The sequence below is a fragment of the Brevibacterium sp. LAARM3_SD1 genome (genome assembly GCF_057364765.1).
Window position 1 is genome coordinate 24,517 of the sequence record NZ_JBNFOL010000012.1, and the last position, 13,745, is coordinate 38,261.

Below are 13,745 nucleotides of genomic sequence, written 5' to 3' on the forward strand. Positions count from 1 at the left end.
CGCCGAAGTTCAGATGCCGACATCGCCCGCCGAGGCGGTCCCGCACCTCCGTACGGACGTGCGGGGCGCTCGGCGGGCGATATTCTGGTCCGATAACACCGTGAGGTGAGACGGCGACCGAAGGGGAAGTGGGAGCACATGGATCTCAGCATGGTGGCATCGGTGGCGACGACGACGTGGATCGTCATCGAATACATCGTGAAGATCATCGCGGTCGGTGTGGTGCCGGAGAACCGTCGCCCATCATCGTCATCGGCGTGGCTGCTGCTCATCCTGTTCGTGCCGATCATCGGCATTCCCGCATTCCTCATGCTCGGCAGCCCCTATATCAATCAGCGCCGCGCACGGATCCAGGCTGAAGCGAACGAACTCCTGCACGAAGGCGCCGATGATCTGCCGGATGTGCCTCCATCGCTGGACGCCGCGCCGGAATTCGTCTCCGTCGCCCAGTTGGGGCGGGCGCTGACCGCGCTGCCGATGGTCACCGGCGACAGCCACGGGGTGATCTCGGACTACGAAGCCTCGATCGAGCGCATGGCCGAACTCGTCGATGAGGCCCACGAGTACGTCCACGTCGAGATCTACATCATGGCCTGGGACAAGACGACCGACGTGTTCTTCCGGGCACTCGAACGGGCCTCGGCACGCGGTGTGGAAGTCCGCGTCCTCTTCGACCACATCGGGTCGAGGAAGTATCCGGGATTCCATCGGCTGGGCAAACGCCTCAACGCCGCGGGAATCGAATGGCACCTGATGCTGCCGTTCATTCCGTGGCGGGGCAAGGCCCGGCGCATCGATCTGCGCAACCACCGCAAGCTGCTCGTCATCGACGGCAAACAGGCGATGATGGGTTCGCAGAACATGATCGACTCGAGCTACCTCAACAGGAAGAACTCGCAGATCGGCCGGAACTGGCACGACATCATGGTCGAGCTCTCCGGGCCCATCGTCGCAGCGATCGAAGCGGCGTTCTCCACCGACTGGTACTCCGAATCGGGGCAGGCGCTGGGCATCCGCCCCTACGAACGGGACGGCAACGAACCCGAAGTCGGCGGAGCGACGAGCGCCATGCAGCTGATTCCCTCCGGCCCCGGATTCACGACCTCGCCGAACCTCAAGGTCTTCACCTCGATGATGTATCTGGCGCAGAAGCGCCTGGTCATCGTCAGCCCCTACTTCGTGCCCGACGAATCGCTGCTGGCCGCAGTGGAGACCGCGGCCCGGCGCGGAGTCGACGTCGAGCTCTACGTCAGCGAGCAGGCCGACCAATACATGGTCGACCGGGCCCAATCGTCGTACTACCGGTCGCTGCTCGAAGCGGGGGTGCGGATCTTCCTGTACCCGAAACCCGCTGTGCTCCACACGAAGTGCTTCATCGTCGACGACATCTACGCCGTGATGGGCTCATCGAACATGGACATGCGCTCCTTCGGCCTCAACTACGAGATCAGCCTGCTGACCACCGGCGGGGACTTGGTCGATGACATCGTCGACGTCGTCGCCGGCTACCAGGACGTCAGCCGCGAACTCACCCTCGAGGAATGGGAGAAGCGGCCATGGCCCCGCCGGTATATGGAGTCCGTCATGCGCCTGACCTCTTCGCTCCAGTAGCCGGGCAGCTGGGGCCGCGTGTGCGGCGCCTTCGTCTCGCAGATCTCCGAAAACAGTCGGGAACGAAGTGTCGTGATCCGTAGAAAGACCGCGGATGGGTCCGTGATGGTCATCGTCACAGGCCCTGCGGATCACGAAGTGGCCCTTCCTGACTCTGCGCAGGCAGCATCGTTCCGCTTCGGCCATCTGTTTGCGGGTCATACCGAGTTCACGGAGCTGCCGCGTCGTCAGCACTTGGAACATTCATCAAGCATGAACCAAATACGCAATAAATGCAATGAAAAAAGATCAAATGGCATCAAACCGCATATTCAGCATTGGGTAATCGGGTTCCGGAGAGTCTGGCGTGGGTGCTCTCCTGTGCTGGGGCGGCCGCGGAGCGGTCGCCGGGGCGGCTTCATCGAGAAACGGGCTGAGTGTCGAAAAACGCGTGGGCACACCCGTGTGTCGACACTCAGCCAGTTTCTCGGTTCAGGGAGGTTGCGCGCACCCGTGTTTTGACACTCAGACCGTTTTTCGGCGAATCCACGTGTACCTCAACCCGTTTGTCGCCAGGTGGAGGCTGCAGGCGCCAGCTTCTCGCCGCTGGGAGGCTGTATGTCCGGCGCCGCAGGTGCGGGGCCGCCTCAGGCGGAGCCGGTGGTGTCGGGGCCGAGCTCTCCGCGGTTCTCCAGCGGCACATCGAGCAGCTCGTGGACTCCGTTGACGATCTCGTTGGGTCGGAACGGGAAGCGGCGGACATCCTCGGCGGTGGAGATTCCCGACAGCACGAGGACCGTGTGCATGCCCGCTTCCATCCCGGCGATGATGTCGGTGTCCATGCGATCGCCGATCATCGCTGTGCTCATCGAATGCGCGCCGATCTGATTCAGGGCCGAGCGGAACATCATCGGGTTCGGCTTGCCCACGACGTAGGGCTCGCGGTTCGTCGCCTTCGTGATGAGTGCGGCGATGGCGCCGGTGGCCGGCAGGACGCCCTCGGGGCTGGGGCCGGTGGCGTCCGGGTTCGTGACGATGAAGCGGGAGCCGGCATCGATGAGGCGGATCGCCTTCGTGATCGCCTCGAACGAATAGGAGTGGGTCTCGCCGACGACGACGAAGTCCGGGTCGTGTTCGGTCATGACGAACCCGGCCTCGTGGATCGCCGTGGTCAGTCCCGCCTCGCCGACGACATAGGCCGTGCCGCGCTCGACCTGATTGGACAGGAAATCCGCGGTGGCCATCGCCGAGGTCCAGATGTTCGACTCGGGGACGTCGAGTCCGTTCGAGCGCAGCCGGGCGGAGAGGTCACGCGCGGTGTAGATGGAGTTGTTCGTCAGCACCAGATAGGGGATGTCTGCCTGACGCCACTGGGCGAGCAGCTCCGCGGCACCCGGCAGCGGATTGTTCTCCTTGACCAGGACGCCGTCCATATCGGTCAGCCAGCAGTCGATCGAATCGCGATCCATGTCTCTCCTCGAGCTCGGGGTGGGCCGAAGCGGCTGCTTCCAGCCTAGTCGGGTTGGGCGCAAGTGTGCTGAGAAGTCCGATCCGATGGTGCGCGCCCCTTGACGGGACGTCAGAGAAGTGTATTGTAGTAATCACTTAATTAAGGGGACGCTTAAATGAGTATGGATCTCGTCTTCGCGGCGCTGGCCGACCCGACTCGTCGGACGATCATCGATCGGCTGCGCTCGGGAGACAAGAGCGCAGGTGAGCTTGCGGAGCCGCTGCCGATCAGCCGGTCCGCGGTCTCCCAGCACCTCAAGGTGCTCGAGACTGCAGGGCTCATCACGCGGTCGAAATCCGCACAGCAGCGCATCATCGCACTCAACGCCGACGCGCTCACCGAGGCGACCGGCTGGCTGCAGTCGGCTCACGACGAATGGCAGCAGCGCTTCGACAATCTCGATCGCATCCTCGCCGAGGAGGTGCCCACCGACCCTGCAACGACCGATCCGCCGACAGCGGAGTGAACCGCGGACCCGACATCGACAAAACGACGAAGCGGATCACGCAGACATCATGAACGACTTAAGCATCATGCACGACTCAAGGAGGAGAACAGCGATGAACGCCGAGAACACGGACAACACAATCAACACAGACCGCACAGCCACCGACTCGAACAGCGCGCAGGCGGAGGAGCCCGGCTTCACCATCGTCCGCGAATTCGCCGCACCGCGCGCCCGCGTCTGGGAAGCATGGACGAATCCGGACGTGATGGCCCGCTGGTTCCACCCCGAAACGCTGGTGACCCCACGCGAATCCGTCTCCGTCGACCTGCGCGTCGGAGGCGAGTACACCTATACGATGCGCATCCCCGACACGGGACAGGAGTTCCCGACCGCCGGGAAGTACCTCCGCATCGACGAACCCGACCGCCTCGATTTCACGTGGGGGAGTCCCGGCGAGGTCGACGAGGCTCCGCGCGTGAGCATTGAACTCGACGAGCTCGACGCCGGCCGCACTCGCATGACCTTCACGCTGACCGGCCTGCCGGGCGACTCGGGTTCGGACGAGAGCGTGTACGACGGATGGTCATCGGCTTTCAGCGAACTCGATACCGAGCTGAGCGCCTGACCGGTGCACAGCCGATCAGGCGGCCATCTCACTAAGAGCAGGCAAATGCCCTCTGCTCTCACAGCGGTGGACCACCTCAGGCATCGCCGAGGTGGTCCACCGCCGCCAGCGATTGCAGGGTCCGATTGCCGAACAGATCGTCCTCGACCAGTTCTGTGATGCACCCTGATCGCGCCGCGAACGTCGCCCGGCCCATCGCCTCGAGAGGCAGCTCGAGCCACCGACCGATGACGAACGTGTGGGCGAAGCCGTGCGTGACGACCACCTGGTGCGAGGCCCGCTGTGCGAGGATCTCGTCGACGGCGGCGTAGATCCGAGCCCCGGCCTCACGCCGCGTCTCCGCTCCGTCGATGCCTTCGGCATGATCGAGCCGCGCCGCATGGTCGAAGGCATCATCCGGCACGGGCGGGAAGACGAAGCGCTCGTCCAGCCAGGACTGCTCCCGCCCCTCCGCGACCCCGTACGACTTCTCGCGCAGGTCCGGCCGGTCGACCACTCGACTGTCGAGCCGATCGGCGATGATCGCGGCGGTTGTGCGGGCCCTCCTGAGATCGGAGGTGAAGACCAGCGCCGAGGCACCCGCCGGAATCCGTGACTGCAGCTCGGCAGCGATGCGATCGGCTTGGAACTCACCGCGAACGGTGAGTGCGGGATCGTGCCACCCGCCGACCCGCGATTCGAGATGATGTCGCGACTCGGGATGCGTGACGACGAAGAGCGTTCGTGTGATGGCCATGATGGGCTCGATCCTACCGACCCCCGGGTCGCAGGGCTCCGGTGAATGGCGATAAACTCAAATCACGACGAGTGAGGAGCGTTACATGAGTGACAAGGTCATTGCACAACGAGGTCTGTGGCTGGACGAGATGGAAGTCGGCGCCACCTATAAGCACGCGCCGGGCCGCACCATCACCGAGGCGGACAACACCTTGTTCACGGCCGTGTCCATGAATACCCAGGCCCTGCACCTCGACGCCGCATGGTCGGCCACCGAACCCTTCGGTGAGCGTCTCGTGAACTCGATGTTCACTCTTGCCACCCTCATCGGCCTGTCCGTATCCCAGCTCACCCAGGGCACGACGGTCGGAAACCTCGGCTTCTCCGAGGTCAGCTTCCCGGCACCGATGTTCCACGGCGACACCCTCTACGCGGAGACGACGATCCTCGACAAGCGCAATTCGAAGTCGCGTCCCGGCCAGGGCATCGTCACCTTCGAACACCGCGGCTACAACCAGGACGGCAAGCTCGTCGCGAAGGCCGTGCGCCAGGCGATGATGTTCGACTCCAGCCACGAATCCGCAGCTGCGAAGTCCGCCGCCGATACCGCCGACCAGACCGAAACCGGAAAGTGAGCACGCCCATGGCACTCGAGTTCAAACCCGCCTGGCTCTTCGTCCCCGGCGACCGCCCCGACCGGTACACGAAAGCTGCCGAACGCTCGGATATCGTCATCCTCGACCTCGAGGACGCCGTCAACGAGGCCGACAAAGCCGCCGCGCGGGAGTCCATCGTCGACTTCCCCCTCGACCCCAGCCGCACGGTCGTGCGGGTGAACTCCCACGATTCGGGCCACCTCGGCGAGGACCTCAAGATGCTCGCACGCACCGACTACACGGCCGTGATGCTGCCGAAGGCAGAACTCGCAGCGGATCTGTCGATCCTGTCGGGCTTCCAGGTCATCGCGCTCATCGAAACCGCGCTCGGCGCCGTCAACGTCGCCGAGATCGCCGCCGCCCCGAACGTCTACGCGCTGATGTGGGGATCCGAGGATCTCATCGCCGACCTCGGCGGAGGCTCTTCACGCAAGGATGACGGCGGCTACCGGGACGTAGCCAAGCATGTGCGCAGCCAGACCCTGCTCGCCGCCCGGGCCCACAGCAAGTTCGCCCTCGACTCGATCTGGGCGGACATTCCGAACCTCGAGGGCCTCGCCGCCGAAGCCGAGGACGCCGTGCAGTCGGGCTTCTCCGGTAAGGTCTCCATCCACCCCAACCACGTGCCCGTCGTCCGCGACGCCTTCCGCCCCAGCGACGAACAGCTGACATGGGCACAATCCGTGCTCGACCTGGCGAAGACGGAGAAAGGCGCATTCTCCTTCGAGGGCAAGATGATCGACGCCCCGCTGCTCAAGCACGCCGAACTCATCGTCGCTCGCGCGAGCTGAGGAAACCATTCCATGCACGCAGCCGATGCGCTGATCGCCGAACAGATCCGGGCTGTCCTCACCGCCGCCGAGGAGGGAGATGGGACCGCGCCCATCGTCGAGGCCGGTGACCCCGTCCTGCGCACCGACACCCGCCCTTTCGACGGGCAGGTCGACGATGCCGAGCTCGAACGGCTCGCCGAGGTGATGCGAGCAACCATGCTCGCAGCCCCCGGAGTGGGCCTCGCCGCCCCGCAAGTGGGCATTGCCTTGTCGATGTTCGTCGCCGAGGATCCCGGCGCCCGCGATCCCGAAGTCGCGAAGGTCCGGCAACGGGAGCCGATGCCGCTGCGAGTCGTCCTCAACGCGGGATACGAACGCGCCGGCGCAGACGACGTCGCCTTCTATGAAGGATGCCTGTCGATCCCCGGCTACCAGGCCGTCGTCGCCCGCCCCCGCACAATCGCATTGACAGGCACCGACCTGCAGGGCAGCCCCATCGCCGAAGAGGTCTCCGGCTGGTCGGCACGCATCGTCGCCCACGAGACCGACCACCTGTCCGGAATCCTCTTCCTCGACAAGGCCGAGATGCGATCCCTGGCGACGAACGAATCGGTCGCGAAGTTCTGGCACCAGCCCTCGACGCAGAAGGCAGCCGCCGAGTTCGGCTTCTCTCTGCCGTCCGGTCTGGTGATGTGAGCCGGGACTGGCGGGAATAACCTGCTCGCGTCATCGTTATACGTTGCATGAGCGATCTTCGTACCCTCACTCTCGGCGCCGGCTGCTTCTGGTGCCTCGACGCCGTCTACCAGCGGACCACCGGCGTGAGAGAAGTGATCTCCGGCTACACCGGCGGCCACACCGACAACCCCGGCTACCGCGAGGTCTGCTCCGGCATGACCGGCCACGCCGAAGCCCTGCAGGTGACCTTCGACGCCGACATCGTCCCCGAAGAGGTCATCCTCGGCCTGTTCTTCACCGGCCACGACCCCACGAGCCTCAATCGTCAGGGCTACGACGTCGGCACCCAGTACCGGTCGGCCATGTTCTACCGTGATGAAACCGAGAAGCAGCATTTCGCCGAAGCCATCGAATCCGCACAGTCCCTCTTCGACGATCCGATCGTGACCACCCTCGAACCCCTCGGCACGTTCTATCCCGCCGAGGCGGTCCACCAGGACTTCTACACCGCGAACCCGGACAACGGCTACTGCCGTGTCATCATCGACCCGAAACTGCAAAAGGCCCGCACCGCCTTCGCCGATTGGGTGAGCTGATGGGCAGTCACAAAAAGGACAAATGCAAGAAGTCCAAACATAAGGACCGCAAACGGTCCAAGGACTCGGGCAAGGCCTGCGAGGTGACGAAAGACCGCGTTCGTGCCCATTTCCTCGACGGCAACACCGGGCCATGGGCGAAGAGCTTGGCCGCGCAGGACGCACAGACCGCCCGCTCGGCGCAGAGCGAGCACAACGCTGACCACGCCGAGGATGCCGCCGCCTCGGCGAAGGGCAGCACCGCGACCATCACGCCCACCCGCCGCGGACCCGACTACTCGGTGCCGTCATCGATCGACATCGTCGCCGATCCCGTTCTCCACGCCCTGAGCACACGGCGGTCGATCTCGAAGGTCGACCCGGAGACCCCGAACGACTCCGACCTGCTGGAGATCATCCGGTCGATCTCCTCGGTCGCCGACCACAAGTCCCTGCGCCCCTGGCGCTTCCTCATCATCCGCGGAGACGACCGGCTCCGCCTCGGCGATGCCCTCGACGAAGCCGCCGGAGTCGTCCGCAAGCCGGGAGAGACAAACACGAAGCCGCTGCGAGCCGAACTCCTGCTCGCCCTCGTCTCCTCACCGGCCAAGCATGACAAGGTTCCCGAATGGGAGCAGCACGCCACGGCCGCCGGTGCCGGACACCTTCTCGAGCTCGCTCTGTGGCAGGCAGGCTGGGGAGTGATGTGGCGGTCGGGAACCCTGACGAACACCGAACCGGTGCGTCGCCTCCACCGTCTTGCCGATCACGAGCTGCTCATGGGCTGGTTCTACATCGGAGCCGTTTCCGAACGCTACCGACAGCGGCTGACCACGAGCACCCGCCCCCTGCCGAAGCCCGAACAGTTCCTCGATACCCTGTGAGCACACCCGACACCGAGACTCCGGAAACGCGCCGCCTGCCCAAGGAGATCTACGTCCTCGTGGCAGCGGCCTTCATCGTCGCCCTCGGCTACGGAATCATCGCTCCCGTCCTGCCGCAGTTCGCAGCGAGCTTCGACTTCGGGGTCACGGCCGCAACCATCGTCGTCTCCTCGTTCGCATTCTTCCGGTTCGTGTTCTCACCCTCGTCTGGCCGCCTCGTCGATGCCTTCGGTGAACGCCGAATCTACATCACCGGCCTCCTCATCGTCGCCGCCTCCACCGCGGCCGTCGCCTTCGCCCAGAACTACTGGCAGCTGCTGATCTTCCGCGGGCTCGGCGGCATCGGCTCGACCATGTTCAGCGTCTCCGCGATGGCCCTCATCGTCCGGCTCGCCCCGATCGACGCCCGTGCGAAAGCCTCTTCGACGTATGCGACAGCGTTCCTCGTCGGCAATATCACCGGGCCCGTCCTCGGCGGTGCGATGGCCGGATGGGGGATGCGCATCCCGTTCGTCATCTACGCCGTCGGTCTGCTCATCGCCGCCATCGTCGTCCGCGTCTTCCTCGGCTCCACCGCCTCATTCGGCTCCTCCACGAAGTCCGGGCGTGCCCGCCTGGAGGCGGAGAAGGACAAGGAGCAGCAGGAAGTCATGTCCTTCCGGGAAGCCTGGAAGGATTCGGCCTACCGCTCCGCGCTCATCTCCGCTTTCGTCCAAGGCTGGTCGGCGATGGGCATCCGCGTGGCCATCTACCCGCTCTTCGCCATCCAGGCACTCAAGGCCGATACGGCCGTGGCCGGACTGGCTCTGACCATGTTCGCCATCGGCAATGCCTCGGCGGTCACGGTCGTGGGGCGCTTCGCGGACACCGTCGGGCGCAAGCCCTTCATCCAATGGGGTCTGTTCGTCCTCGGCGTGACGACCGCGGCGTTGGCCTTCATCGACTCGATCTGGCTGTTCTTCGCCTTCTCGGTCATCGCCGGAGTCGGATCCGGCCTGGCCAATCCCGCGCAACAGGCCACCGTCGCCGATGTCATCGGCCGCGAACGCAAGGGCGGCCGAGTGCTCGCCCGCTACCAGATGGCCCTCGACGGCGGAGCGATCCTCGGCCCGATCATCGCCGGAGCCGTCGTCGACCACTTCGACTACTCGTGGGCGTTCCTGCTCACCGGTGTCCTCGGCATCATCGCCGCCGGTCTGTGGTTCTTCGGCCGCGAGACCCGACCGAGGCAGCCGGCTTCGACTCAGTGACGCAGGTGCGGCTGGGCGCGCCCCGGTTCTGATTCCGAGAAGTCAGGTTTTCCTCATGGGCGGCTCAGCGGACACTCACTAGGATGGCTCTGTCGGCGTTCTGCGTCGTCGCCCTGTCTACGACAAAGAAAGTCCCCTTCTGTGAGTTTCCTGACTCGACTGAGCTTGAAGAACCGGGCGCTCATCGCGCTGATCTCCGTCGTTGCCGTCATCTTCGGCGTCATCGGAGCCGGTGCCCTCAAGCAAGAGCTCTTCCCATCCCTCGACAACCCACAGGCCACGGTCACCGCCTCCTACGAGGGGGCGACCCCCGAGGCCGTCGAATCCGAAGTCACCGACCCCCTCGAAGGGGCGCTGACCGCACTGCCCGAAGTCGAGGACATGACCTCGACATCCTCGGCGGGCAGTTCGCAGATCACCGTGGGCACGAAGTACGGCGACGACTCCGATGACGTCGTCCGTGCTCTGCAGCGCGCGGTCTCCCAAGTGCAGCCGACCCTGCCCGACGGGGTCGAACCGAACGTCATGATGATGGGCACCGACGATATTCCGGTGCTCGCCCTCTCCGTGACCTCCGACGCCGATGAAGACCAGCTGGCCGCGAATCTCGAGGACATGGTCGAACCGGAGCTGAAGAAGGTCGACGGAGTCTCCCAGGTGCAGATCGCCGGTGCGAAGACCAAACAGGTCGAGATCAGCATCCGTCGTGACGATCTCGAGGACGAAGGAGCCAACCTCGACGAGGTGGCCGGAATCCTCCAATCCAACGGCGTCCCCACCTCGGCGGGTGAGCTCAAGGGCGCCGACGGCACGGCCCCGGTCGAGGTCGGCACGCGCATCCGCTCGATCGATGCGATCAAGGACCTCGTCATCTCCGGCAAGGACGGACCGATCCAGGTCTCCGACGTCGCCGACGTCAAGCTCGTCGACGAGCCCGTCGAATCGATCTCGCGCACCAACGGACAGCCGTCGCTGTCCGTGTCGGTGATGAAGGAATCCGACGCGAACACCGTCGACGTCTCACACGCGGTGGCCGACAAGCTGCCTGAACTCGAGAAGGTGATGGGCGACAACACTGAGTTCGTCTCCGCGTTCGACCAGGCACCGTTCATCGAGCAGTCCATCCACGACCTGCTCAACGAGGGTGGGTTGGGCCTGATCTTCGCGGTCCTCGTCATCCTTGTCTTCCTGCTCTCGGTGCGGGCGACGATCATCACCGCCATCTCCATTCCGCTCTCCCTCCTCATCGCCATGATCGGGCTGTGGATGGGCGGGGAGACCCTCAATATGCTCACCCTGGGAGCGCTGACGATCTCCGTGGGCCGCGTCGTCGACGACTCCATCGTCGTCATCGAGGCGATCCGAAGACGTCATGCCTCCGGTGGCGACAAATTCTCGAACATCCTCGCCGCCGTCTCCGAGGTGGCCGGGGCCATCACCGCGTCGACCCTGACCACGGTGGCCGTGTTCCTGCCGCTGGCGTTCGTGACGGGGCAGACCGGCGAGATGTTCCGGCCCTTCGCCCTGACCGCGACGATCGCCCTGCTCTCCTCCCTGTTTGTGGCGCTGACGATCGTGCCCGTCCTCGCGTACTGGTTCCTCCGTCAGCGTGAAGCGAAGGTCAAGCTCACCCGCGCTGAGAAGGCCGAGATCCGTCGCAGCCGCAAGTCGATGCTGTCGCAGTGGCGGACAGAGAAGAAGGCGGCGAAGAAGGCCGACAAGAAGCGCGACCTCGTCGCGCCGGTGCCGAAGCCGAGGACACCGGCCCGCGCGACGATGCCGATTCCTCCCTTCCGGCTGCTGCCTCTGCGCGAGGCGAAGCCTCCACCCGGTCCGAACCGACCGGAGTGGCCGCGGGTGGTCCGCGCTACGGCGAATCCGAAGACGGCACGGCGGCGGTCGACGAGCTCGCCGGAATGCATTCTCCGGTGACGCGTCTGCAGAAGACCTATATGCCGGTCATCGGGTTCTCGACGAAGCACCCGATCGTCATGATCCTCATCGCCGTGCTCATCCTCGGCGGCACCGGAGCGATGATTCCCCAGCTGAAGACCGAGCTCTTCGGCGACACCGGGCAGGACTCCCTGCAGATCTCTCAGACCTTCGACCCGGGCACGGACCTCGATGAGGCATCGGAGCAGGCGAAGAAAGTCGAGGACATCCTCGCCGATGCCTCCGATGTCGACAACTATCAGCTGTCGCTGGGCGGAACATCGTTCGGCTTCACCGATGACTCGTCGCTGACGGGCACGTATATCGTCAACACGAAGTCCGGAGTCTCGGCGCAGTCGATCTCCGCCGACCTGCAGAAGCAGTTCGACGAGCTCGACGGTGCCGGTGACGTCGAGGTGGCGAGCCAGAGCTCGACCCCGGGTGCGCAGACGATCGACGTCACGCTCACGGCCACCGACGCGCAGGAACTCGAAGACGCGACGAAGAAGGTCAGCGACAAGCTCGAAGGCGTGTCCTCGGCACAGTCGGTGACCAGCGATATCGCTGCGGTCCAGCCCGTGATCGAGGTCAAGGTCGATCATGAGAAGGCCGCAGAGGAGAACCTCACTGAGGCGTCCATCGGCCAGTATGTGCAGCGGGCCATGCACGGTCAGCAGATCGGTGAGGTCGTCGTCGACGATGTCTCGCATTCGGTGCTGCTCTTCGATCGCAATGCCGACACCGTGGAGAAGCTGCGTGAACTCAAGATCCCGGGCAAGCCGGAAGAGACAGCCCCTGCCGGCGGAGCCGGTGCGGGTGCTGCAGCCGGAGGCGCTGGAGGAGCTGCCGGAGGCGCTGGCGGTGCCGGTGGTTCGGGTGACGCCGGTGCGGCCGGAGGAGCCGGCGGCGCTGGCGGAGAAGGCGGTGCTGGTGGAGCCGGCGGCGCTGGTGGCGGTGCCGGTGGCGCAGCCGCCGGAGATCCGAATGCGGGCGCTCCCGTGACCTCGGAGCCGCGCTTCATCGAACTCGATGAGGTCGCCGAGGTCAAGGAGGTCAAGACCGCTCCGACGATCCGCCACACGGATTCGCAGCGCTCGACCACCGTGTCCGTGACCCCGGAGGGCGATGACCTCGGTGCTGTCTCGACCGAGGTGCAGTCGGCCCTCGACGAGGTGGACCTGCCCGATACGGTGTCCGTCGACACCGGCGGTGCCACCCAGGAGCAGAACGAAGCGTTCTCGCAGCTGGGACTGGCGATGCTCGCGGCGATCCTCATCGTGTTCGTCATCATGGTCGCCACGTTCAAGTCGCTGCTGCAGCCGCTGATCCTGCTGGTCTCGATCCCGTTCGCGGCCACCGGTTCGGTAGCGCTCTCGCTCATCACCGACACCCCGCTGGGGCTGACGTCGATGATCGGTCTGCTCATGCTCATCGGCATCGTGGTCACGAACGCGATCGTGCTCATCGACCTCATCAACCACTTCCGCGTTCGCGGGGTCGAGCTGCGCACATCCGTCGTCCACGGCGCCCGGCTGCGTTATCGTCCGATTCTCATGACCGCGGCCGCCACGATCTTCGCGCTGCTGCCGATGGCCCTCGGGCTCACCGGCGGGGGAGTGTTCATCTCGAAGCCGTTGGCGATCGTCGTCATCGGCGGCCTGGTCAGCTCGACGCTGCTCACGCTCATCCTCGTGCCGGTGCTCTACCTGCTGCTCGAAGGAGTGAAGGAACGCCGGGCCGAGAAGAAGTACGTGAAGAACATGGCCCGCGGAGAGGTCCTCGACGCCGCCGAAGCCCGGGCGAACCAGCGGGAGACCGCCACGGTGCCCGCCGGTGCGGGAGCCGCAGTCGCCGGTTTCGGTGAACCTCGGACACGGACAGAGGGGGAGGCCCCCACCGAGGAGGCCGCACCGACCGCGGACCCGAGGTCCACGGATTCGGGCAGCACCGCCTCGGCGTCGGATGAATCGACGGACGCCGACCACGGAGGCGGCGGGCGGGAGGCCGACGCGGAGCGAGGCAGCGGGCAGGAAACGGACTTCACCCTGCGCAGCCAGAACCCGCGCCGCGACGACGGGGACGGTGAACCCAAACACTGATCCGTCCC

General features: G+C 65.3%; 13 protein-coding genes. 11 read left to right on the top strand and 2 right to left on the bottom strand.

Going from position 1 to position 13,745, the window contains the following annotated elements:
* The first annotated feature begins 138 nt into the window (after positions 1–138).
* Entirely contained in the window at positions 139–1,611 is a 1,473-nt protein-coding gene (cls, locus tag AC2W7L_RS08880; protein WP_486004161.1) for a cardiolipin synthase, read from the top strand.
* 626 nt (positions 1,612–2,237) lie between these two features.
* Here cls and AC2W7L_RS08885 read toward each other — a convergent pair.
* Positions 2,238–3,059, bottom strand: a complete 822-nt coding sequence (locus AC2W7L_RS08885; protein ID WP_486004162.1) for an HAD-IIA family hydrolase — start codon at positions 3,057–3,059, stop codon at positions 2,238–2,240.
* Between the two features lie 156 nt (positions 3,060–3,215).
* Between AC2W7L_RS08885 and AC2W7L_RS08890 the strand changes: the two genes are divergently transcribed.
* Positions 3,216–3,566, top strand: coding sequence for an ArsR/SmtB family transcription factor (locus AC2W7L_RS08890; protein WP_486004163.1), 351 nt, complete (start codon positions 3,216–3,218; stop codon positions 3,564–3,566).
* Positions 3,567–3,660: 94 nt separating this feature from the next.
* Positions 3,661–4,173: an SRPBCC family protein gene (locus tag AC2W7L_RS08895; RefSeq protein WP_486004164.1), complete on the top strand. Its 513-nt coding sequence runs from the start codon at positions 3,661–3,663 to the stop codon at positions 4,171–4,173.
* A 76-nt stretch (positions 4,174–4,249) separates the two neighbouring features.
* Here AC2W7L_RS08895 and AC2W7L_RS08900 read toward each other — a convergent pair whose 3' ends face one another.
* Entirely contained in the window at positions 4,250–4,909 is a 660-nt protein-coding gene (locus tag AC2W7L_RS08900; protein ID WP_486004165.1) for a histidine phosphatase family protein, read from the bottom strand.
* 85 nt (positions 4,910–4,994) lie between these two features.
* Between AC2W7L_RS08900 and AC2W7L_RS08905 the strand changes: the two genes are divergently transcribed.
* From AC2W7L_RS08905 to AC2W7L_RS08940, 8 genes are all read left to right on the top strand, one after another.
* Positions 4,995–5,525 carry a MaoC family dehydratase gene (locus tag AC2W7L_RS08905; protein WP_212127661.1) on the top strand — a complete coding sequence of 177 codons (531 nt, stop codon included), beginning with the start codon at positions 4,995–4,997 and terminating at the stop codon, positions 5,523–5,525.
* Between the two features lie 8 nt (positions 5,526–5,533).
* The gene (locus AC2W7L_RS08910; protein WP_212127660.1) at positions 5,534–6,337 is read left to right on the top strand and encodes an HpcH/HpaI aldolase/citrate lyase family protein; all 804 of its coding nucleotides are present in this window, start codon (positions 5,534–5,536) and stop codon (positions 6,335–6,337) included.
* Positions 6,338–6,349: 12 nt separating this feature from the next.
* On the top strand, positions 6,350–7,015 hold the full coding sequence (locus AC2W7L_RS08915; protein ID WP_486004166.1) for a peptide deformylase: 666 nt from the start codon (positions 6,350–6,352) through the stop codon (positions 7,013–7,015).
* A gap of 47 nt (positions 7,016–7,062) precedes the next feature.
* Positions 7,063–7,593 (top strand): peptide-methionine (S)-S-oxide reductase MsrA, encoded by a 531-nt coding sequence (gene msrA / locus AC2W7L_RS08920; RefSeq protein WP_486004167.1) that lies wholly within the window; start codon positions 7,063–7,065, stop codon positions 7,591–7,593.
* The gene (locus tag AC2W7L_RS08925) at positions 7,593–8,456 is read left to right on the top strand and encodes a nitroreductase family protein (RefSeq protein ID WP_486004168.1); all 864 of its coding nucleotides are present in this window, start codon (positions 7,593–7,595) and stop codon (positions 8,454–8,456) included. The genes msrA and AC2W7L_RS08925 overlap by 1 nt, the downstream gene beginning before the upstream one ends.
* Positions 8,453–9,706, top strand: a complete 1,254-nt coding sequence (locus AC2W7L_RS08930; protein WP_486004169.1) for an MFS transporter — start codon at positions 8,453–8,455, stop codon at positions 9,704–9,706. The genes AC2W7L_RS08925 and AC2W7L_RS08930 overlap by 4 nt, the downstream gene beginning before the upstream one ends.
* 141 nt (positions 9,707–9,847) lie before the next feature.
* Positions 9,848–11,638: an efflux RND transporter permease subunit gene (locus AC2W7L_RS08935; RefSeq protein WP_486004170.1), complete on the top strand. Its 1,791-nt coding sequence runs from the start codon at positions 9,848–9,850 to the stop codon at positions 11,636–11,638.
* A 20-nt stretch (positions 11,639–11,658) separates the two neighbouring features.
* Positions 11,659–13,737, top strand: coding sequence for an efflux RND transporter permease subunit (locus tag AC2W7L_RS08940; RefSeq protein ID WP_486004214.1), 2,079 nt, complete (start codon positions 11,659–11,661; stop codon positions 13,735–13,737).
* Positions 13,738–13,745 lie beyond the last annotated feature (8 nt).